This is a genomic window from Mycobacterium sp. UNC410CL29Cvi84, assembly GCF_000686745.1.
Classification (GTDB): Bacteria; Actinomycetota; Actinomycetes; order Mycobacteriales; family Mycobacteriaceae; genus Mycobacterium; species Mycobacterium mucogenicum_B.
Window position 1 is genome coordinate 106670 of record NZ_JMLM01000010.1, and the last position, 21605, is coordinate 128274.

Sequence of the window (21605 nt, forward strand, 5' to 3'; positions counted from 1 at the left end):
AGACCAGGATCAGCCTCGTCAGCTTCATGGACTTCGTTACCGCGAAGGCCAGCCAGCGAATCACCGTGGTGCGGTCCATCGCAGAGATGTACGCCGAGGATTACACGCGGGGCCCCGACTTCTACCGAGACGTCCGAGAAGCGCTGCGCGAAGGGATCATTCGCGGCGATGACGTCCGCCGCCTGAACGAAGCTGCAGCAAGCCACGCCGGCGACAACAAGCGGGACAGCTACCGGGCAGTTGCCGCGGGCTGGGAGCAGTGGCGCCAGCGCAAGGCCCTGTCCGCGTTCGCCACAACCGAGAAGTGGCGCGAGCAGCAGCTCCAGGTGAACGTGTCACCGGCCTTCATTTGGCGGCAGCGCGGCGGCAGCCGACTCATCGTTCCCTACTACAAGGGTGAAGAACTCTCGACCGACGCCGCACAGGCCGCGACCCGCATTGTTGAGTTGACGTTCGGTGCTGAGCATGGTCGCGCAGCAGTCCTTGATGTTCGGCGAGCACGTCTTCACCAAGCGCGCCAACGCCGCTCGCGTGACTATGACGCCTGGCTCTCGGGCGAGGTGTCGGCGTTTCTGCGGATGCTTCGGTCGATTGGACGGCCGGCCGCCTAGGCACGCGGGCACTGGACTTTGCAGTGCCCAAACACCGACTCATCAACTGCGGCATACATATCCGTGCATAGCCGGCGGCGACGAAGAGTCTCCGGGGATCGCGCTTCGATACGCGGCTCCACAACAGACGTTGCGACCTCAAGTAGGTCGCAACTATCGCCGACCCTGGGCGGGCGGGATCCGTGCCAATAACGACCGTTTTTGGGACACCTCAAATACGGCTTGCCGACCTGTCGGTCTACTACCCCGAAAACGTGTGCCAGAATTTTCGGTGCCCCGTGGTAAATCAAAGGCATGCGCTTATTGGGTTACGCGCACGTGTCCACCCCATCCGAAGGCCTTCACCGCGGCGCCGGCGCTACCTGAGCCGAACCTGCTCCGCGTCGCGGAACTCGTCGTCCGGCTTCTGAACCGTTAGAGCGCCCAGGCTGCCGTCACGGAAAAACAGGCCATCAGCGAATCCGCTGTACAAATTTCGAACAGGACCCGGCACCCTGATCGCGCCGCCCGATGTCGTCTCAATCAGACAAAGGACTGCCACTACCCGCTATCCCGACCGAAACTAAGACTAGCTAACGACTCTGGTGGCTGGTCGAGGAGCCCTGTTCCTTAGCACGCCGCGCAGAGGTTGTAGCGCTGCGCAAGGAGCCTTTCACCACCACTGGGCGTGCACGCTGCGGCACACTTTCCGACCGCCGCTCTGCACGCTCAAACTCACGTCGAAGCCATCCTTGATCGCTGCTCACGATGCAATCGTCCTCTCTGAAAGTTCAAGATAGCCATATTAAAACAGGGCCCACCCACAAAAATTTGGTGACGTGCGCAAACGCCCAGGATCTCTTCTGACGATAGCTACGTGTCAAACGGTCAATCCGCCTTGAATCGGTCCGCGAGACCTCGGATCACTACGTCCTCAGCTGCTTGGATGGGGTAGCGCAAAACGCCAGCATCTACCAGCCGCGGTATGGCTTCGTCTGGCTTCCAAGGCGAGTACGACCCGGTGACCCGGTCGCGTTCGCGCCCAGTCATCGCGAACACTCGCGGATACAGCCTCGGGGCAATCCCAGCAAACGCTGTGAACGAGACCTTCCCTGTGTGGTCTTCGTACTCAGATACTTCCGTGCTGTACATGCGCGGAACCAACGACTTGGGATACGGATCGATGTACACCACTTTCAGGATTCCGCTGCCGATAATCAACCGCGCGCAGGCATGGCAGGGGTACGTGGTGGAGTACATCGTGGTACCGCCGAGCGCGGTTCCGCGCCGTGCCGCGGTACACACCAGAGCCATCTCGGCGTGCAGGATCCGACCAAACTCGAGAAGATCCGCCAACCGGCTCTTACTGAACGGCCCTCCGGAATTAAGTGCCAGCTCAGCAAGCTCGTTTGGTTCAAGCCCAGTTGCCTTGTCGCCTAGCCACCCCGCCTGTTTAAGACGGTCCACGAGATCAAGCGCCACTTGAAACTTCTCTTGATCATTGAAATCTGCCCCTGATTGAAAGTCTCGGTGGTCGGGTTCGTCACCCGTCCAGTACTGACCTCCTCCCGCCTTGGGTACGTCGTTGGTTCCGGTCGCGAGAATTTCACCGTCGCGGTCGATTGCCACCGCACCAACTTGCCTTCCACCCGCCGATGAACGGAGTCGAGCTCCGAAGGCTTGAAACATTGCCTGCTCATCACGCGTTGGTGACTCGAACGGAGCCCCGAATATCAGCCGGACTAGCCGGCTGACATCTTGGTCAATAGGACAGCCCGATCGGATAGCCACGTACGCGTCAGCTAGTTCAAACGTGTCCCTGACCCGTTGTCCGAGTTTCCGAGTGCCGTCGCTCTCATCCCGGCTCATCAATCGAATTGCGTGCTGGTCATACCAAGAGTTGTCTTGATTCGATACAGACAAACGCAAACGCTGGGTTATCTGGATTTGTCTCTGTTCTTTCGGTGACCACGCACCGATCAAGATGAATCGTGGTCCATATACCGAGCGCAGCAGGTCTACCTCATCCGGATGTTTCAGCTGTCGGACGACAGTTGCAACAGCCTCCCGCTCAACACCAGCATCTATTAATGCTTGGCCCAGTTCATCGAACCGTTGTCTCGCGATCGCTGACACCGCGATAGCTGCTGCAGCAGCACCATCGTCTTGATGCTCGCGCAGCTGATCACCCATGTCCATCAAGCGGTCGAGGTCGGTTTCAGCATTCACGATTTCAGGAAGACCGAGCTCACCGTACGCGGACGCAATCAGATCGCTAACGCGCACTTTTCGGATCGAATAGGCCACACCCGTCAACGACTGGGCTAATGCGTCCTCGACTCGATTCAGTTCCGTGCCGAGTGCGCCAACCAATCCGATCACTATCTCCGGCCGAGCGGCCGCACCGTCAGTACTCACCGAGGTGTTCCCCTATTAGACAACACTGGACCAAGCCACTCAGTAGTCGCGCACATCCGAGGGCTTTCTCGAAGATGTCATCGCCTCGAATCTTGAACTGCACGTAGGGGCGTTGAGTGCAAAGCTTGACGGACTTTCTAATCGCCCCAAATGATTAACTGTCAACTCTCGAACTTACCTCCACGCACTAGTTCGTCGATGCAGTTGACGAAGTTGTCCACGACCATCGGAGTGTCGTCCATCTTGAGTGCTTCGAAGAGCCCCGCACGGTGCCGTTTAGCCCTGGTCTTCCCTGGGGTGCTCGCCCGCCGCGACGCGCGGGTCCAGATTGATGGGGAATCTCCGCGACGAAGTCCGGGAGGGGACATGAACTCGCACCCACAGCTAGACTTTCGCCACAAACACAAAGGTCACGAACCCTTTTGAGTTCGTGACCTTAATGCCGGCAGTTCGTAGAACTGCTGTTGAGTGGGCGAAGGGGGACTTGAACCCCCACGTCCCGAAGGACACTGGCACCTGAAGCCAGCGCGTCTGCCATTCCGCCACTCGCCCCAAACAACTGGGAGAGAGTATCACCACCCCTACCCCCGGCTCCAAATCCGCGCCTGACCACGGAGTTCTGCCCAGCTGGACCCACAAACGCGGCGAGAAGCCACGATCGAGCGGTCCGCGTGCCGGTTCACCACCTCCTGACCAGCGGGTTTCGAATTCTCACGATTCTGTTGGTCACGTATTACAAGGTCAGGCCGATACCATGCGTAACAGTGGTGTCTGCGGTTATTACGCACATCACATCTGGACCACCGAGACGAAGCGAGGCAGGGGGACATGGGTCTGGTCGACCGGATCGAGCGCAAGCTCGAGACCACGGTCGGAGACGCTTTTGCCCGCGTCTTCGGGGGGTCGATCGCACCCCCGGAAGTCGAGGCCGCCCTCCAGCGGGAAGCCGAATCTGGTGCCCGTGATGTCGGTGGCGGCCGTATTTTGGCACCGAACGATTACGTCATTACGCTCAGTTACACCGATTTCGAGAAGGTGAACGCCGATCCTGACCTCACACCCAGTGCTTTTGCCAAACACCTTGAGGGATTCGTCCATGAGCGGGGATGGCAAACGTATGGTGAGGTGGTCGTCAGGTTTGAGCCGTCACCTGGCCTTCATACCGGCCAATTCCGCGCCCACGGCGCGGTCAACCCCGACTCAACCGCCGGGCCACCGCGGCCGGCACCCAGCGACCGCGTGCACACCGCAGAACCAGGAGTACCAACGATGACTGACAACCCGACCCACCGTCCCGGCCAGGGACAGGGCCAGCCAGGCGACGAGTACGACTACGGACGGCAGCCCGACGAGCAGCGCGGTCAGCAGTACCCGCAGGACCCGAACCAGGGCTACGGCCAGCCCCCGCAGGGTTACGGACAGCAGGGCGGTTACGGCGCGCCGCAGGGTGGCCCCGGGTACGGCCAGCAGGGTGGCTACGGGCAGCCCGAGCAGGCCGGCTATGGCGCGGGTCCGTCCGGATACGGCCCGGGCGGCTTCGGCGGTCCGCAGGGTGGTCCTCCCGGACCGCCGCCCGTCGGTCCTCAGCATGGTTACGGCCAGCCCGAACAGGGCTACGGCCAGCAGAGCTACGGCCAGCAGCCCGATCAGGGCTATGGCGGCCAGCAGGGCGGTTACGGCCAGCCCCAGCAGGGCGGCTACGGACAGCCCGACCAGGGTTACGGCGGCCAGCAGGGCGGTTACGGCCAGCCCCAGCAGGGCGGCTACGGACAGCCCGACCAGGGTTACGGCGGCCAGCAGGGTGGCTACGGCCAGCCCCAGCAGGGCGGCTACGGACAGGGCGGCTACGGCGAGCAGAACTACGGCCAGCCGCAGCAGCCGTCCTACGGTCAGCCGCCCGCCGACCAGGGTTACGGTCATGCCCCCGCGGATCAGGGCTACGGTCAGGCTCCGGCCCAGGCCGGCTACGGCGACCAGGGTTACGGCGGCGGCGCAGGCGCCGGCTACGCCGAGCCCGATTACGGTCAGCCGGCCGGCTACGGCGGCTACGGCGCCGCGGGCGCGAACGTCACTCTCCAGCTCGACGATGGCAGCGGCCGCACCTACCAGCTGCGCGAAGGCGCGAACGTCATCGGCCGCGGCCAGGACGCACAGTTCCGTCTGCCCGACACCGGCGTTTCACGTCGGCACCTCGAGATCCGCTGGGACGGCCACACCGCGCTGCTCTCGGATCTGAACTCGACCAACGGCACCACCGTCAACAACGCCCCGGTGCAGGAGTGGCAGCTGGCCGACGGCGACGTCATCCGGGTGGGTCACTCCGAGATCGTGGTCCGCGTTCACTGAGCTCGGTTTCCGTCACCGGCCGGATGATGTTCACACCGGCCGGTGACCGCCAAAGTATCGTGACGATGCCGACGGCTACCGGGCACCGGGCCCAGCCTCGATGCGGCAACGGAGAGGACGTCGGATGCAGGGGTTAGTTCTGCAGCTGACGCGGGTCGGTTTCCTTCTGTTGCTCTGGCTTTTCATCTGGTCGGTTCTGCGTGTCCTGCGCACCGACATCTACGCACCCACCGGAGCCGTCATGGTGCGGCGCGGTCTGGCGTTCCGTGGCACCCTGCTGCCCAACCGGGACCGACGCCGGTACGCGCGCCAGTTGGTGGTGACCGATGGCGCCCTCGCGGGCACCCGGATCACCCTGACCAGCCAGCCCGTTCTGATCGGCCGGGCCGACGACTCCACCCTGGTGCTCACCGACGACTACGCCTCGACACGGCACGCCCGGCTGTCGCCGAGAGGCTCCGAGTGGTACGTCGAAGACCTAGGATCGACCAACGGTACATACCTGGACAGGGCGAAAGTGACGACGGCGGTAAGGGTTCCAATGGGAACGCCGGTTCGAATCGGCAAGACGGTAATTGAGCTGCGCCCGTGACACTCGTACTCCGATATGCCGCGCGCAGCGACCGCGGCCTGGTCCGCGCCAACAATGAGGACTCCGTCTATGCGGGGGCCCGCCTCCTCGCCTTGGCGGACGGCATGGGCGGTCACGCCGCGGGCGAGGTCGCCTCGCAGCTGGTCATTGCCGCGCTGGCCCACCTCGACGACGACGAACCCGGCGGCGACCTGCTGGCCAAGCTGAACGACGCCGTCCACGACGGCAACGCCGCCATCGCGGCGCACGTCGAGGCCGATCCCGAACTCGAGGGCATGGGCACCACCCTGAGCGCCATCCTGTTCGCCGGCACGCGGCTGGGCATGGTGCACATCGGCGACTCCCGCGGCTACCTGATGCGCGACGGCGAGCTGACCCAGATCACCAAGGACGACACCTTCGTCCAGACCCTGGTCGACGACGGCCGCATCACGGCCGAAGAGGCCCACAGTCATCCGCAGCGCTCGCTGATCATGAAGGCGCTGACCGGTCACGAGGTCGAACCGACGCTGACGATGCGCGAAGTCCGCGCCGGTGACCGCTACCTGCTGTGCTCGGACGGCCTGTCCGACCCGGTCAGCCACGAGACCATCCAGACCGCGATGCAGATCCCGGACGTCGTGGACTGCGCCGACCGGCTCATCGAGCTGGCCCTGCGCGGCGGCGGCCCCGACAACGTCACGGTCGTGGTGGCCGACGTCGTCGACTACGAATACGGCCAGACCGCACCCATCCTGGCGGGCGCGGTGTCGGGCCAGGACGACGACACGCTGCCCCCCAACACCGCCGCCGGACGCGCCTCCGCCTTCAACCCCAAGCGCGTGGCGGCGGCCGCGAAAAAGCCTGCGGCACAACTTGATCCACCGCAGCGCAAGAAGCACACCCGGCGCAATCTGATCATCGGCGCGATCGTGCTGATCCTGCTGCTCGTCAGCGGACTGGCCATCGGGCGCTACCTGATCCGGAGCAACTACTACGTCTCCGGCTACAACGGCTCGGTCTACATCATGCGCGGCGTGCCGGGCTCGCTGCTCGGGCTGCCGCTGCAGGAGCCCTATCTGCTGGCGTGTCTGGACAGCCACTCCGACATGACGATCATCGGCGTGGACGACACCCGCGCGGGCTGCCAGCCCATGAAGGTCGCCGATCTGCGCGAGTCCGGCCGCGCCCAGGTCACCGCTGGCCTGCCGACCGGCACCGTCGACGACGCGATCCGTCAGCTCAAGGAACTCAGCCGCGCCTCGCTGCTGCCACTGTGCGCGCCGCCCGTCGTCACCCCGCCGGCTCCCGCTCCGACCCCCGCACCGGCACCGTCGCTGTCGGTGGTGCCGCAGCCGCCGCGCGGCCCGGCCCCCGGTCCCGAGGCCCCGGCGCCGACGACGGCCGCCCCCACCCCGGCGCCGACCCCCGCACCGGCACCAAGCCCGGCGCCGGCTCCCAACCCCTCCAGCCCAGCGCCTGCCCCGACCTCGCCCGCGGCTCCGTCCCCGACGGCCACGGCACTCCCTCCGCCACCTCAGGAGCCGGGCACAAACTGCCGGAACGCGTCATGACGGCCCGAGAGCGAGTGGGAGCCTCGGCATGACCACGCCGGGGCAAGAGCAGGGGCGGGAAGACACGCCGGGACGGGCGCCGCGACGGGAAGACACCCAGCCGCAGTCTCCGGTCGCGGTCGCCCCTCCACTGCCCAATCGGCGTAATTCCGAGTTGGTGCTGCTGGGCTTCGCCGCCGTGATCACGACGGTGGCTCTGCTCATCGTCGAGGCCAATCAGGAGCGCGGCCTGCAGATGGATCTGGTGCAGTTCACCGTCGGCTTCGTCGTGCTGTTCGGTGGCGCCCATCTGGCGGTGCGCCGGTACGCGCCGTATGCCGATCCGCTGCTGCTGCCCGTCGTCGCGCTGCTGAACGGCCTGGGCCTGGTGCTGATCTACCGGCTGGACCTCTCGGCGCACACCCGGCCCGCCGGGATCCTGCCGGGCGGCAACGCCAACCAGCAGATGCTGTGGACGCTGCTGGGCATCCTGGTGTTCACCGCGGTGCTGATGTTCGTGCACGACCATCGGATGCTGGCCCGCTACGGCTACCTGTGCGGCCTGGCCGGTCTGGTGCTGCTGGCCATTCCGGCCGTGTTGCCGGACTCGGTGGCCGAGCAGTACGGCGCCAAGATCTGGATCCGGTTGCCGGGCTTCTCGATTCAGCCCGCCGAGTTCTCCAAGATCCTGCTGCTGATCTTCTTCGCCAGCGTGCTGGTCACCAAGCGCAGCCTGTTCACGAGCGCCGGCAAGCATGTCTTCGGGATGGACCTGCCGCGGCCGCGTGACCTGGCGCCGCTGCTGGTGGCCTGGATCGGCTCGATCGGCGTCATGGTGTTCGAGAAGGACCTCGGCGCCTCGCTGCTGCTCTACGCGACGTTCCTGGTGCTGCTGTACGTCGCCACCGAGAAACTCAGCTGGGTGATCATCGGGCTGAGCCTGTTCAGCGTGGGAAGCCTTGTGGCATACCAGCTTTTCGACCACGTGCGGGTGCGCGTGCAGAACTGGCTGGACCCGTTCGCCGACCCCGACGGCGCCGGATACCAGATGGTGCAGTCGCTGTTCAGCTTCGCCACCGGCGGCATCTTCGGCACCGGCCTGGGTAACGGGCAGCCCGGCACGGTGCCCGACGCCTCGACCGACTTCATCATCGCCGCGGTGGGTGAGGAGCTTGGGCTCGTCGGCCTGGCCGCAGTGCTGATGCTCTACACGATCGTCATCATCCGGGGGCTGCGGACCGCCATCGCCGTGCGCGACAGCTTCGGCAAGCTGCTCGCCGCGGGCCTGTCCGCCGCGCTGGCGCTGCAGCTGTTCATCGTCGTCGGCGGCGTCACCAAGCTCATCCCACAGACCGGCCTGACGACGCCGTGGATGTCCTACGGCGGGTCGTCCCTACTGTCCAATTACGTACTGCTGGCCCTGCTGCTGCGGGTCTCGCACGTCGCGCGCCGCCCGCTGTCCACCCGGGGCCCGAACCAAGCGCCGATCGCGGCGGCCAACACCGAGGTGATCGAGAAGCAATGAACACCTCGCTCCGTCGCGTCTCCGGACTGGTGATGGCACTGGTCGTGCTGTTGCTGCTCAACGCCACCACCACCCAGGTGTTCGCCGCCGACGGCCTGCGCGCCGACCCGCGGAACCAGCGGGTGCTGCTCGACGAGTACTCGCGCCAGCGCGGCCAGATCACCGCGGGCGGCCAGCTGCTGGCCTACTCGATGCCGACCAACGGCCGGTTCCGCTACCTGCGCATCTACCCGAACCCGCTGGTCTACGCGCCGGTCACCGGCTTCTACTCGCTGCAGTACTCCAGCGCCGGCCTCGAGCGCGCCGAGGACAGCATCCTCAACGGCTCCGACGAGCGTCTGTTCGGCAACCGCATCGCCGACTTCTTCACCGGCCGCGACCCCCGCGGCGGCAACGTCGACACCACGATCGTGCCGCGGGTGCAGCAAGCCGCGTGGGACGCGATGCAGCAGGGCTGCGGCGGCAACCCTTGCAAGGGCTCGGTGGTGGCGCTGGATCCGTCCACCGGCAAGATTCTCGCCATGGTGTCGTCCCCGTCTTACGACCCAAATCTGCTCGCCTCGCACGAAGGCGACCGGCAGTCCGCCGCCTGGCAGGAGTTGCGCGACAACCCCGAGTCCCCGCTGCAGAACCGGGCGATCTCCGAGACCTACCCGCCGGGGTCGACGTTCAAGGTGCTGACCACCGCCGCCGCGCTGCAGGCCGGTGCCACCCCGGACACCCAGCTGACGTCGGCGGCGCGAATCACGTTGCCGGACAGCACCGCAACACTCGAGAACTACGGTGGCGCGGCTTGCGGCGGGGGCGCGACGGTGTCCCTGCGTGAGGCGTTCGCCAAGTCCTGCAACACCGCCTTCGTCGAACTCGGCCTGCACAACGGCGCCGACGCGATGCGGACCATGGCCCGGCAATTCGGCCTGGACACCCCGCCGCCGTCGATCCCGCTGCAGGTCGCGGAGTCGACCGTCGGCCCGATTTCCGACGCCCCGGCCCTGGGCATCTCCAGCATCGGCCAGAAGGACGTCGCCCTGACCCCGCTGCAGAACGCGATGATCGCCGCGACCATCGCCAACGGCGGCGTCAGCATGGCCCCGTACCTGGTCGACGACCTCAAGGGACCGGACCTTTCCAACATCGCGGCTACCTCACCGCACCAACAGCGGCGGGCCATCTCATCCCAGGTCGCGGCTACACTTACGGATCTGATGGTCGGCGCCGAGCAGGTGACGCAGCAGAAGGGAGCCATAGCCGGCGTGCAGATCGCATCCAAGACGGGCACCGCCGAACACGGCACCGATCCACGTCACACCCCACCACATGCGTGGTACATCGCTTTTGCCCCGGCGAAATCCCCGAAGGTCGCCGTCGCCGTCCTAGTGGAGAATGGTGGAGACCGTTTGTCCGCAACCGGCGGTGCGCTGGCCGCACCCATCGGGCGGGCCACCATCGCCGCGGCGCTACGGGAGGGATCATGAGCGCGCGGGTCGGAGTCACACTTTCCGGCCGCTATCGACTTCAGCGACTCATCGCCACTGGCGGCATGGGTCAGGTCTGGGAGGGCGTCGACAGCAGGCTCGGCCGACAGGTCGCCATCAAGGTACTCAAGGCCGAATATTCGACCGACCCCGAATTCGTCGAGCGGTTCCGCGCCGAGGCGCGCACGGTCGCGATGCTGAACCACCCCGGCATCGCCAGCGTCTACGACTACGGCGAGACCGAGCTGGACGATTCGGGCCGTACCGCCTACCTGGTGATGGAGCTCGTCAACGGTGAGCCGCTGAACTCGGTGATCAAGCGCACCGGCCGGCTGTCACTGCGGCACTCGCTGGACATGCTGGAGCAGACGGGCCGGGCCCTGCAGGTCGCGCACAGCGCCGGCCTGGTGCACCGCGACGTCAAGCCCGGCAACATCATGATCACCCCGACCGGCCAGGTGAAGCTCACCGACTTCGGTATCGCCAAGGCCGTCGACGCCGCACCCGTCACCCAGACCGGCATGGTCATGGGCACGGCGCAGTACATCGCGCCCGAGCAGGCCCTGGGCCACGACGCCACCGCGGCCAGCGACGTCTACTCGCTCGGTGTCGTCGGCTACGAGTCCGTGTCCGGACGACGCCCGTTCACCGGTGACGGCGCCCTGACCGTCGCGATGAAGCACATCAAGGAAGCGCCGCCACCACTGCCGGCCGACCTGCCCCCCAACGTCCGCGAGCTCATCGAGATCGCGCTCGCCAAGGACGCCATCCACCGCTACCGCAGCGGCGGCCCGTTCGCCGACGCTGTCGCCGCGGTTCGGGCCGGACGCCGTCCCCCGCGACCCAACCAGGCCCCGACCATCGGACGCGCGGCTCCGGCGGCGATCCCGTCGAGCACGCAGGCGCGGGCGGCCATCGAGCCGGCCCGACCGGCACCCGCAACCCCGCGGCCCCGACCGGCCAGCGGTAGCCACCGGCCGGCCCCGCCGGCCCGGCGGACGTTCTCACCCGGCCAGCGCGCACTGCTGTGGGCGGCCGGTGTCCTCGGTGCGCTGGCGATCGTCATCGCGATCCTGATCGTGCTCAACGCGCAGGACCGGCAGGACCAGAAGAACCAGCAGCAGTCCACTGTCACCAACACCATCACCGAGACCACGAAGACGCCGGGCGCACCAACAGGTCAGTCGTATTCGCTCCCTGATCTGTCAGGACCGGCCATCTCATGACCACGCCCCAGCACCTCTCCGACCGCTACGAGCTGGGGGACATCCTCGGCTTCGGTGGCATGTCCGAGGTTCACCTCGGGCGCGACCTGCGCCTGCACCGCGATGTGGCGGTCAAGGTGCTGCGCGCCGACCTGGCTCGGGACCCCAGCTTCTACCTGCGGTTCCGCCGGGAGGCGCAGAATGCCGCGGCGCTGAACCACCCGGCGATCGTCGCCGTCTACGACACCGGCGAGGCCGAGACGCCCAACGGGCCGCTGCCGTACATCGTCATGGAGTACGTCGACGGCGTGACGCTGCGCGACATCGTGCACACCGAGGGGCCGCTGCCGCAGCAGCGCGCGATCGAGATCATCGCCGACGCCTGTCAGGCCCTGAACTTCAGTCACCAGCACGGCATCGTGCACCGTGACATCAAGCCGGCGAACATCATGATCAGCAAGTCCAATGCGGTCAAGGTCATGGACTTCGGCATCGCCCGCGCCATCGCCGACAGCAGCAACCGGATGACGCAGACCGCCGCGGTCATCGGCACCGCGCAGTACCTGTCACCCGAGCAGGCCAGTGGGCAGAACGTCGACGCCCGCTCGGACGTGTACTCGCTGGGCTGCGTGCTGTACGAACTGGTCACCGGTGAGCCGCCCTTCGTGGGCGATTCCCCGGTCGCGGTCGCCTACCAGCACGTCCGTGAGGACCCGGTGCCGCCGTCGCAGCGGCACTCCGGCATCACGCCCGGACTCGACGCCGTCATCCTCAAGGCCCTGGCGAAGAACCCGGACAATCGCTACCAGAGCGCCGCGGACATGCGGAACGACCTGATCCGTGTGCACGCCGGCGAGGCTCCCGACGCGCCCAAGGTGCTCACCGACGCCGAGCGCACCGCGATGATGGGCGCCGGCGGGTTCGGTGGACCGCGCAGCATGATGCCCGAGCAGATCAGCGTCAACCCGCAGCCGTACCGCTCGACGGACCGCGCCTCGACGCCGATCGGACGCTGGCTCATCGCCGCGGCCATCCTGGCGGTGCTGACCGTCGTCGTCACCGTCGCCATCAACCTGATCGGCGGCAAGCCGCACGACCAGCAGATTCCGGACGTCCGTGGGCTGGCGCAGGCCGACGCCGTCGCCAACCTGCAGAACCGCGGCTTCAAGACCCGTACGCAACAGCGGCCGGACTCGACGGTGGCGCCGGACCACGTCATCGGCACCGAACCGGCGGCCAACACCTCCGTCGCCGCCGGTGACGAGATCACCATCAACATCTCCACCGGACCGGAACAGCGCGAGGTCCCGGACGTGTCGAAGCTGTCGCCCGCCGACGCCATGGCCAAGCTGCAGTCGGCCGGCTTCCGCAACATCCAGCAGACGGTGTCGCAGTCGCTGCCGGAGCAGAAGGACCGGGTCATCGCGACCAACCCGCCGGCGCACCAGACCTCGGCGATCACCAACGTCATCACGATCATCGTCGGCTCCGGACCGGGCCTGGTCCCGATCCCCGATGTCAACGGGCAGACCGTCGACATCGCGACCAAGAACCTCAACACCGTCGGCTTCACGACGATCCTGACGGCCCCGATCGACAGCCCGAAACCGGCCGGCGAGATCATCGGCACCGACCCGGCGGCGGGCACGCCGACGGCCAAGGACGCGCCCATCACTCTGAAGGTGTCGCAGGGCAACCAGTTCGTCATGCCGAACCTGACCGGTCAGTTCTGGACCGACGCCGAACCGAATCTGCGCGCCCTGGGCTGGACCGGCGTGCTGATCAAGGGCGCCGACGTGCAGAACAGCGGTCAGCGCAGCAATGCGGTGGTGAGCCAGATGCCGGCGGCCGGCAGTGGCGTCAACTTCAACGCGTCGATCACGCTGAGCTTCGCCTCGTAATGCCGCTCGGTCAGGCGGTGCGAGTCGCGGCCGAGACCGCGTCGGCGACTTCCTGCTCGAGCCGACTGACCAGTGCCTCGTCGGGAGCCTCGCCACAGAAGGCGAGCCAGTTGGCCAGCATCCGGTGGCCGCCCTGCGTCAGGATGCTCTCCGGGTGGAACTGCACTCCGTGGATCGGAAGCTCGCGGTGCCGCACAGCCATGATCACGCCGCTGTCGGTCTGCCCGATGGCCTCGAGCTCATCCGGCAGCGTCTCCGGCAGGATGGTCAGCGAGTGGTAGCGGGTCGCCGTGAACGGGTCCGGAAGTCCTTGCAGCACACCGCTGTTCGCGTGGTGCACCTGGCTGGTCTTGCCGTGCAGCAGCTCCGGCGCGCGGTCGACCGTGCCGCCGAAAGCCACGCCGATCGCCTGATGTCCCAGACACACCCCGAGTAGGGGAGTACCGGACTCCGCGCACGCCCGGACCAGCGGAATGGACGCGCCCGCCCGCTCCGGGGTGCCGGGGCCGGGGCTCACCAGGATCCCGTCGAACTCCTTCGCCACCGCGGCGACGCCGTCGGGAGTGGAGACGCGCTCGTCGTCGCTACGCCAGACCTGCGCGTGCACCCCGAGCTGGCCCAGGTACTGGACCAGGTTGAACACGAAGCTGTCGTAGTTGTCGAGGACGAGAACCTGCATGCCGCCAGGCTACTGGGTCACCCGCCGACCCGATCACTCAATATGTGACCGGTCCGGCCGGTTGGGCGTACCGGAGTTTCAGCGGCATCCGGTGACCGACGACGTCCACCGATGCCCGCGGGTCCTCGGTGTAACCGAGTCCGAACCGGACCACGTACTGCTTGTAGAGCGTCACCAGCGGTGCGGCGGCGAGGGCGGCGCGCATGCCCTCGACGTTGCCGATCACGGTGATGACGTACGGCGGGCTGTAGGTACGGCCGTTGAGCAGCAGGGTGTTCCCGACGCAGCGCGGGGCCGAGGTGGCCAGAATCCGCTGGTCCTGCATCTGGACGGCCTCGGCGCCCCCCAGCCACAGCGCGTTGAGCACCGCCTGGACGTCCTGCTGGTGTACGACGAGGTCGTCCGGGGTGGCGTCGTGCGGGTACTGGCCCTGCGCGTTGCGCTGCGCGTCGTTGAGGGTGATCACCAGGCCCGGTCCCCGCATGGGGTCGAGGCCGAGCTCCAGACCCAGTTCGTTGGCGCGACTGGTGATGGCGCCGAGCGCGGCATCGGCGCCGGGCGTACCGCCGTGGTGATTCTCGAGCTGACGCTGCAGGTTGTCGCGTTCGGCGGCACGGGTGGCGACGGTGCGTTGTGCTTCCTTCACCATGTCGACGAGGCGGGGCGCGTCGCTGCGCCGGATCTCGCTGCCCCCGGAGACGCTGTGCGTGGTGGCGAGCAGGAGGCCGGCGAGCACACAGACCACCGGCACACCGAATCGCCAGGCCGAGTGGCGGGCCGGCTGGGCAGGTTCCGAGGTCCCGGCCGTCCACCAGGGCCTGCGAGGCGACACGTCTTCTGCGTTAGGCTCTGAGTGCATACCGCTCCATCGTCGCACCGAATTGCCGGTTTTTCTCCACCGGCGCGGGAGTGCGGCACCGACTGTCCGCGAAGGTACCAATGCCCAAGTCCAAGGTTCGCAAGAAGAACGACTTCACCATCAACCCGGTGAGTCGGACGCCGGTGAAGGTCAAGGCCGGGCCGTCGAGCGTGTGGTTCGTGGTGTTCTTCTGCTCGCTCATGCTGATCGGTCTGATCTGGTTGGCGGTGTTCCAGCTCGCCGCGCTGAACCCGGCCGGTACGCCACACCTGCTGCAGTGGATGGCCGATCTCGCCCAGTGGAACTACGCCATCGCCTTCGCCTTCATGATCACCGGCCTGCTGCTGACCATGCGGTGGCGCTGAGCTGCGTCAACAGACCCGGTTCGTTACATCCGAGTCTCGTTACGTAACCCAACTGGCAACCTGACGGACACCCAATCACATCGATGTGATTCATCCCCATTGGGGATAGTGCCTGTGGATAACTTGCCCCCAAGGGTGTGGACATCTCGTGGAACAAACTCAATGGAGCCCGCCGACAGCCGGTATCGCGGCCTGTGGAGCATTCGGCGTCGTACTCGCCGCTGTGGCCCTGACTTCGGTCACTGACCTGCCCGGACGCCTCCTCGGCGGCATCGCCGCCATCGGCCTGCTGGTGTTCGCCGTGATGTCCTGGCGCGCGCGGCCGAAGCTCGCGATCACGCCGGCCGGGATCGTAGTGCGCGGGTGGTTCAGTACCCAGACTTATACACAGGCCGACCTCAAGAGTGTGCGTATCACCGAGTTCCGCCGACTGACGCGCAAAGTGCGGCTGCTGGAGCTCGACACCGTCGACGACCGGCTCCTGGTCTTCACACGGTGGGACGTCGGCACCGACCCCATCAACGTCCTCGACGCCCTGACCGACGCCGGGCTGATTCCCTAGCTCTCCAACGCAAACGGCGCGACAGCCCCGGGTAGGGGACTGCCGCGCCGCGCGTCAGGCTGGAATTCAGGAAACGGTGATCGAGTCGACGACAACCGGCTCGGTCGGGCGGTCACCGCGGTCGGTGGCGGTGGTCGCGATGGCGTCCACAACCTTCTGCGACGCCTCGTCGACGACCTCACCGAAGATGGTGTGGCGACGGTTCAGGTGCGGCGTCGGGCCGACGGTGATGAAGAACTGCGAGCCGTTGGTGCCCGGCCCGGCGTTGGCCATGGCCAGCAGGTACGGCTTGTCGAACTGCAGCTCCGGGTGGAACTCGTCGGCGAACTGGTAGCCAGGGCCGCCGCGACCGGTGCCGGTCGGGTCGCCGCCCTGGATCATGAAGCCGTCGATGACGCGGTGGAAGATGACGCCGTCGTAGAACGGGCCGGAGGTGCCGCCCGAGGCGTTCTCGGTGGAGTAATCCTTGGTGCCCTGGGCCAGTCCAACGAAGTTGGCGACGGTCTTGGGCGCGTGGTTACCGAACAAAGCAATCTTGATGTCGCCGCGGTTGGTGTGCAGCGTCGCGGTCGCAGTCTGAATGGGGCTCGTCACGGAAAGTCAGTCTGCCACTCACATTTAAGACCCCGAAGTCGCCCCCACCGAATAACGTGGAAGCCCTGGCGTAGAGCCCGGCCTCCGCTCGGGAGGTCTGCAGAAATCGTGTCCGGCAGAGAGGTTGGTTGATGAGCACTGTCACCGAGAACGACCCCGAGGTCAGCCGCCCCAGCTCCGGTGCCCGCCTGGGTCGCGGGCTGAAGTACACCATCGTCGGGCCGCTGCTGATCCTGCGCGGGGTGCTCGGGCTGGGCGTCGGGTCGACGGTCGGGACCGCCCGCTGGGTGGGGCGCCGGTGCCACCGCAGCGACGACGCCGCCGGCGATCTCGCCCTTGTCGTGGAGGCCGGGTCCAAGCGTCGCCGGCCCCTGCTGATTGCCGGCGCGACCGTCGCGGTCCTGGCGCTCGGAGGCATCACGTTCTCGATCGTGCGGCGCTCGATGCAGCCGGAGCCGTCCCCGCTGCCCCCGAGCGTGGATGTGACGCCGCAGCCCTAGTTTTCTGCGCCGAGACTGAGCTTGTGTGCCAGATCCGGACTGGATTTGGCACACAAGCTCATATTCGTCGGCTCAACGATTCACAGCCGCGATCAGCGCATCGGGATCCGTCACGCTGACCCCGAGCTGGCGCAGTGTCACCGGCACGCCGCACACCTTGGCCTTGACGGGCGGATCGATCGTGATTGCGACGACGCCGTCCGACGATCCGTTGACCAGCCAGCGGCCGCGGAAGCCGTGCACGCCCCACGACGTGATGCGGCCCTCCCAGCGACCGGCTTCCGTGATCGATGCCAGCGGGATGTCGGCGGAGAAGCCCCAGCCCATGGCCACGTGCAGCGCGCCGTCGCGCACCTCGATCTCGCTGTGCTTGGGTCCGAGGCCGAACGGCACCGACAGCGGCAACATCCACTTCGCGTAGCTGATCTCTGTCGTCATGGGCGCCAGCGTAGGACGGTGACTTTGGAGCGCCGTTGGAACTCCGCTCCCGTCAGACGCGAAAAGCGGCCCCGATGACTCGGAACCGCTTTGCGAACTGCTGTGGATTTTTGTGGAGCCTAGGAGATTCGAACTCCTGACATCTGCCTTGCAAAGGCAGCGCTCTACCAACTGAGCTAAGGCCCCTCGATGGTGTCCGATTGAAGTGAATGCCAGACCTCTGCGCCATGCTGGGTCCGCCATACGGTTACCGCAGCCACTCCAAGCAAGGCACCCAGCACCAGCAGAACCAATCTCACGGTGCACCCTTCCGGTGGGGGAGTCGGTGATACCGACTTCCGTGGGCCTAGGAGGACTCGAACCTCCGACCTCTTCGTTATCAGCGAAGCGCTCTAACCGCCTGAGCTATAGGCCCGAAAGTGGCCTTGCGGCCGAGCGATGAGATTACCGTATGGGTACCTCTGCGCCCAAAACGCGACGTCAGTCGCGGTCTGCGAGCGTCACCTCGACGCCGCCGACCAGATCCGTGGTCAGGTTGTAGACGAACGCCGCCGCCGTGGCCATGGCCGTCAGCAGCACGATGTTGACCAACCCGATGAGGGTTGCGCCGCCGAAAATCGTACTGGCAGAAACCAATTCGCCGCCGCTGCCGCCACCGCTGGTGAGCAGATCGCCGACGTTGCTGTTGAGCTTGCTCCACACACCCATGCCACCGAGGACGAGGTAGAGGAACGCGACGGCGATCATCCAGACGAAGAACAACGCCACCGACAGCACCAGCGAGACCTTCAGCACACTCCACGGGTCAACGCGGCGCACCTGCATGCTGGCCCGCACCGGGCCGTCCTGCCGGGCCCCCGCGCGGCTGCGCGGCGCCGTCGAACGCGCCGGGGCCGGCGACACCGTGGCGACGGTGCTGCGGGGCTCCCGCGGCTCGCCCGCCCGGCGCTGCGGCTGACGGGACAGGTCCGGGATCTCGCTGGCGTAGGCGGCCTCGGGCCGGGTTTCCGTCCGAACCGTCTCGGCCGTGCGGACCGGCTTCGGCGGCACGTTGCCCTGCGGGGTCACCGCCGGCGACGACGACGGGACCGGCGGCACCGGGGGGACGTCGGGAGTGATGGCCGGCGTAATGGTCGTCTCCGCCTCGGAAGGCGAACCGCCACCCAGCGCCGATGCCGATCCACTGCCGCTGACGAACCGGTTGAGCCGCTCGTCAAGGCTCTGGCCGCCGGCAGCCGGAGCGTCCGCCTGAGCCCCGCTGCGGGTCCGCTGCCAGGGCGGGGTGTCGCCGCCCGGCTCGGCCGCGTGGGCGCCGCCACCCGATCCGGTGGCCGGCCCGTTATTGCTCGCGGGTCCGTCACCGGTACGGGTGTATCCCGGCTCGTTCGGGGAACTCACCTGGCGGCTCCTTCAATCAGGGCTGCTGGGGACAGTCGCAGCACTACGTCTCGTCGGTCTCGGTCTCGGTCACGGCGTCGACCTCGGTGTCGGTCTCGTCGCCACCTTCGGCCTCTTCGGCGTTGCGCGCGACGGCAATCAGTGTGTCGCCCTCACCCAGGTTCATCAACCGCACACCCTTGGTCTGCCGTCCGGCCTTGCGCACCTGACGTGCCGCGGTCCGGATGACACCACCGCCGGAAGTGATGGCGTACAACTCGGTGTCGTCATCGACGATCAACGCACCGACCAGACTGCCACGCTTCGGGTCGTACTGGATCGTGAGGATGCCCTTGCCGCCGCGGCCCTGTGCCGTGTACTCGTCGATGGCCGTCCGCTTGGCGTAACCACCCGCGGTCGCGACCAACAGGTAGGTGTCCGGCACGACGACGTTGAGCGACAGCAAACGGTCGTCCTCGTTGAAGCGCATGCCCTGCACACCCGAGGTGGCGCGACCCATCGGCCGCAGCGCCTCGTCGGTCGCGGAGAACCGGATGGACTGGCCGTTGGCGGACACCAGCAGCAGGTCCTCTTCGGCGGAGCACAGCACGGCACCGACGAGTTCGTCGCCGTCGCGCAGGTTGATCGCGACGATGCCGCCCGAGCGGTTCGAATCGAAGTCGGCCAGCTTGGACTTCTTCACCAGACCGTTACGGGTGGCGAGCACCAGATAGGGCGCGTCCTCGTAGCTCTTGATCTGGATGACCTGGGCGATGCGCTCCTCCGGCTGGAAGGCCAGCAGGTTCGCCACATGCTGGCCGCGCGCGGTCCGGGAGGCCTCGGGCAGGTCATACGCCTTGGCCCGGTACACCCGGCCCTGCGTGGTGAAGAACAGGATCCAGTCGTGCGTCGAGCACACGAAGAAGTGGTTGACGATGTCGTCCTGCTTCAGCCCGGCGCCCTGCACGCCCTTACCGCCGCGCTTCTGACTGCGGTAGAGGTCGGTCTTGGTGCGCTTGGCGTAGCCCGTCTCGGTGATGGTGACGACGACGTCCTCGCGCTGAATCAGGTCCTCGTCGGTGACGTCACCGTCGGCCGCGATGATCCGGGTACGACGGTCGTCGCCGTACTTGTCGGCGATCTCCTTGAGCTCGTCGCGGACGATGGCGCGCTGCCGCTCGGGCTTGGCGAGAATGTCCTCGAGGTCGGCGATCTCGGCCTCGATCTTGGCGAGGTCGTCGACGATGCGCTGACGTTCCAGGGCGGCCAGACGACGCAGCTGCATGTCGAGGATGGCCTGAGCCTGGATCTCGTCGACTTCGAGCAGCTCCATCAAGCCGGTCCGGGCGGCGTCGGCGTTGGCCGACGCGCGGATCAGCGCGATGACCTCATCAAGGGCGTCAAGGGCTTTCACCAGACCGCGCAAGATGTGGGCACGTTCGTTGGCCTTGCGGAGCCGGTACCGCGTGCGCCGGACGATGACGTCGAGCTGATGGGCGACGTAGTAGCGGATCATCTGGTCCAGCCGCAGGGTGCGCGGCACACCGTCGACGATCGACAGCATGTTGGCACCGAAGCTGGTCTGCAGCTGGGTGTGCTTGTAGAGGTTGTTCAGCACCACCTTGGCGACGGCGTCGCGCTTGAGGTCGACGACGATCCGCAGACCCACGCGGTCACTGGACTGGTCCTCGATGTTCGAGATGCCGCCGATCTTGCCGTCGCGCACCTGCTCGGCGATCGAGGTGATGAAGTTGTCGTGGTTGACCTGGTACGGCAGCTCGGTGATGACGAGCGAGTTGCGGCCCTTGGCGTCTTCCTCGATCTCGACGACGCCGCGCATGCGGATCGAACCGCGACCGGTTTTGTAGGTGTCGGAGATGCCCTGGGATCCGACGATCAGGCCGTGGGTGGGGAAGTCCGGGCCCTTGACCCGCTCCATCACGGCTTCGAGGGTCGTCTCCTCGTCGGCTTCGTGGTTCTCCAGGCACCAGTACACGGCCTCGGCGAGTTCGCGGAGGTTGTGCGGCGGGATGTTGGTGGCCATACCGACGGCGATACCGCCGGAGCCGTTGGCCAGCAGGTTGGGGAACCGGCTGGGCAGGACGGTCGGCTCTTGCACGCGACCGTCGTAGTTGGGGATGAAATCGACTGTCTCCTCGTCGATTTCACGCAGCATCTCCATGGCCAGCGGGGTGAGCCGGGCCTCGGTGTAACGCATGGCGGCCGCGGGGTCGTTACCCGGCGAGCCGAAGTTGCCCTGTCCGTCGACCAGCGGGTAGCGCAGCGACCACGGCTGGGCCATGCGGACCAGGGTGTCGTAGATCGAGGCGTCACCGTGCGGGTGGTAGTTACCCATGGTCTCGGCGACCGAACGCGCCGACTTGGCGTGCGAGCGGTCCGGCCGGAACCCGGAGTCGTACATGGCGTAGAGCACGCGGCGGTGCACGGGCTTGAGGCCGTCACGGACCTCGGGGAGGGCGCGGCCCACGATGACGCTCATGGCGTAATCGATGTAGCTGCGCTGCATCTCCTGCTGGATGTCGACCGGTTCGATCCGATCGCCTTCGGGAGGCAGGGTGTCGGTCATCGAATTCCTTCTGCGGATTGTTTCACGTTAAACATCGATTTTCAGCGGCCGAGCTGGGCC

At 66.6% G+C, this 21605-nt stretch carries 18 protein-coding genes and 3 tRNA genes; 11 read left to right on the top strand and 10 right to left on the bottom strand.

Going from position 1 to position 21605, the window contains the following annotated elements:
• Nucleotides 1-26 precede the first annotated feature (26 nt).
• Entirely contained in the window at nucleotides 27-611 is a 585-nt protein-coding gene (locus tag BR47_RS0115370) for a hypothetical protein (RefSeq protein WP_231506714.1), read from the top strand.
• A gap of 867 nt (nucleotides 612-1478) precedes the next feature.
• Here the strand turns inward: BR47_RS0115370 and BR47_RS32640 are convergent.
• Nucleotides 1479-3008, bottom strand: coding sequence for an anti-phage dCTP deaminase (locus tag BR47_RS32640; RefSeq protein WP_141772241.1), 1530 nt, complete (start codon nucleotides 3006-3008; stop codon nucleotides 1479-1481).
• 469 nt (nucleotides 3009-3477) lie between these two features.
• Nucleotides 3478-3560: transfer RNA gene (locus tag BR47_RS0115395), tRNA-Leu, on the bottom strand.
• Nucleotides 3561-3836: 276 nt separating this feature from the next.
• On the opposite strand from BR47_RS0115395, the gene BR47_RS0115400 reads away from it, so the two are divergent.
• The 7 genes from BR47_RS0115400 to pknB all read left to right on the top strand — a co-directional run bounded on the left by BR47_RS0115400 (nucleotide 3837) and on the right by pknB (nucleotide 13584).
• On the top strand, nucleotides 3837-5354 hold the full coding sequence (locus BR47_RS0115400) for an FHA domain-containing protein (RefSeq protein ID WP_029120059.1): 1518 nt from the start codon (nucleotides 3837-3839) through the stop codon (nucleotides 5352-5354).
• 124 nt (nucleotides 5355-5478) lie between these two features.
• Nucleotides 5479-5946 carry an FHA domain-containing protein FhaB/FipA gene (locus tag BR47_RS0115405; RefSeq protein WP_029120060.1) on the top strand — a complete coding sequence of 156 codons (468 nt, stop codon included), beginning with the start codon at nucleotides 5479-5481 and terminating at the stop codon, nucleotides 5944-5946.
• Nucleotides 5943-7499, top strand: coding sequence for a PP2C family protein-serine/threonine phosphatase (locus BR47_RS0115410; protein ID WP_029120061.1), 1557 nt, complete (start codon nucleotides 5943-5945; stop codon nucleotides 7497-7499). The genes BR47_RS0115405 and BR47_RS0115410 overlap by 4 nt, the downstream gene beginning before the upstream one ends.
• A 28-nt stretch (nucleotides 7500-7527) precedes the next feature.
• A complete protein-coding gene (locus BR47_RS0115415) occupies nucleotides 7528-9003 on the top strand; it encodes an FtsW/RodA/SpoVE family cell cycle protein (protein ID WP_141772240.1) in 1476 nt (491 codons plus the stop codon).
• Entirely contained in the window at nucleotides 9000-10478 is a 1479-nt protein-coding gene (gene pbpA / locus BR47_RS0115420) for a D,D-transpeptidase PbpA (protein ID WP_029120063.1), read from the top strand. Before BR47_RS0115415 ends, pbpA begins: the two co-directional genes overlap by 4 nt.
• Nucleotides 10475-11704, top strand: coding sequence for a protein kinase domain-containing protein (locus BR47_RS30630; protein ID WP_051634817.1), 1230 nt, complete (start codon nucleotides 10475-10477; stop codon nucleotides 11702-11704). The genes pbpA and BR47_RS30630 overlap by 4 nt, the downstream gene beginning before the upstream one ends.
• Nucleotides 11701-13584, top strand: coding sequence for a Stk1 family PASTA domain-containing Ser/Thr kinase (gene pknB, locus BR47_RS0115430; protein WP_029120064.1), 1884 nt, complete (start codon nucleotides 11701-11703; stop codon nucleotides 13582-13584). Before BR47_RS30630 ends, pknB begins: the two co-directional genes overlap by 4 nt.
• 10 nt (nucleotides 13585-13594) lie before the next feature.
• Here the strand turns inward: pknB and BR47_RS0115435 are convergent, their stop codons facing one another.
• Together BR47_RS0115435 and BR47_RS0115440 are read right to left on the bottom strand one after the other, a co-directional pair.
• Nucleotides 13595-14263, bottom strand: a complete 669-nt coding sequence (locus tag BR47_RS0115435) for an aminodeoxychorismate/anthranilate synthase component II (protein WP_020099908.1) — start codon at nucleotides 14261-14263, stop codon at nucleotides 13595-13597.
• Between the two features lie 37 nt (nucleotides 14264-14300).
• Nucleotides 14301-15095, bottom strand: a complete 795-nt coding sequence (locus tag BR47_RS0115440; protein ID WP_225433609.1) for a DUF881 domain-containing protein — start codon at nucleotides 15093-15095, stop codon at nucleotides 14301-14303.
• A gap of 107 nt (nucleotides 15096-15202) precedes the next feature.
• On the opposite strand from BR47_RS0115440, the gene crgA reads away from it, so the two are divergent.
• Both crgA and BR47_RS0115450 read left to right on the top strand, forming a co-directional pair.
• Nucleotides 15203-15487, top strand: a complete 285-nt coding sequence (gene crgA / locus BR47_RS0115445; protein WP_020099906.1) for a cell division protein CrgA — start codon at nucleotides 15203-15205, stop codon at nucleotides 15485-15487.
• 148 nt (nucleotides 15488-15635) lie between these two features.
• Nucleotides 15636-16049: a PH domain-containing protein gene (locus tag BR47_RS0115450; RefSeq protein ID WP_029120065.1), complete on the top strand. Its 414-nt coding sequence runs from the start codon at nucleotides 15636-15638 to the stop codon at nucleotides 16047-16049.
• A 66-nt stretch (nucleotides 16050-16115) separates the two neighbouring features.
• Here the strand turns inward: BR47_RS0115450 and BR47_RS0115455 are convergent, their stop codons facing one another.
• Nucleotides 16116-16643 (bottom strand): peptidylprolyl isomerase, encoded by a 528-nt coding sequence (locus BR47_RS0115455; RefSeq protein WP_020099904.1) that lies wholly within the window; start codon nucleotides 16641-16643, stop codon nucleotides 16116-16118.
• A gap of 131 nt (nucleotides 16644-16774) precedes the next feature.
• On the opposite strand from BR47_RS0115455, the gene cwsA reads away from it, so the two are divergent.
• Nucleotides 16775-17143, top strand: coding sequence for a cell wall synthesis protein CwsA (gene cwsA, locus BR47_RS0115460; RefSeq protein WP_029120066.1), 369 nt, complete (start codon nucleotides 16775-16777; stop codon nucleotides 17141-17143).
• A 72-nt stretch (nucleotides 17144-17215) separates the two neighbouring features.
• Here cwsA and BR47_RS0115465 read toward each other — a convergent pair whose 3' ends face one another.
• The 5 genes from BR47_RS0115465 to gyrA all read right to left on the bottom strand — a co-directional run bounded on the left by BR47_RS0115465 (nucleotide 17216) and on the right by gyrA (nucleotide 21545).
• A complete protein-coding gene (locus tag BR47_RS0115465; protein ID WP_020099902.1) occupies nucleotides 17216-17581 on the bottom strand; it encodes a hypothetical protein in 366 nt (121 codons plus the stop codon).
• A 113-nt stretch (nucleotides 17582-17694) separates the two neighbouring features.
• Nucleotides 17695-17767, bottom strand: a tRNA-Ala gene (locus tag BR47_RS0115470).
• Between the two features lie 155 nt (nucleotides 17768-17922).
• Nucleotides 17923-17996: transfer RNA gene (locus BR47_RS0115475), tRNA-Ile, on the bottom strand.
• A gap of 65 nt (nucleotides 17997-18061) precedes the next feature.
• The gene (locus BR47_RS0115480) at nucleotides 18062-18979 is read right to left on the bottom strand and encodes a DUF3566 domain-containing protein (protein WP_029120067.1); all 918 of its coding nucleotides are present in this window, start codon (nucleotides 18977-18979) and stop codon (nucleotides 18062-18064) included.
• Nucleotides 18980-19022: 43 nt separating this feature from the next.
• Complete coding sequence (gyrA, locus tag BR47_RS0115485; RefSeq protein ID WP_029120068.1) at nucleotides 19023-21545, bottom strand: DNA gyrase subunit A; 2523 nt, start codon at nucleotides 21543-21545, stop codon at nucleotides 19023-19025.
• Between the last annotated feature and the right edge of the window lie 60 nt (nucleotides 21546-21605).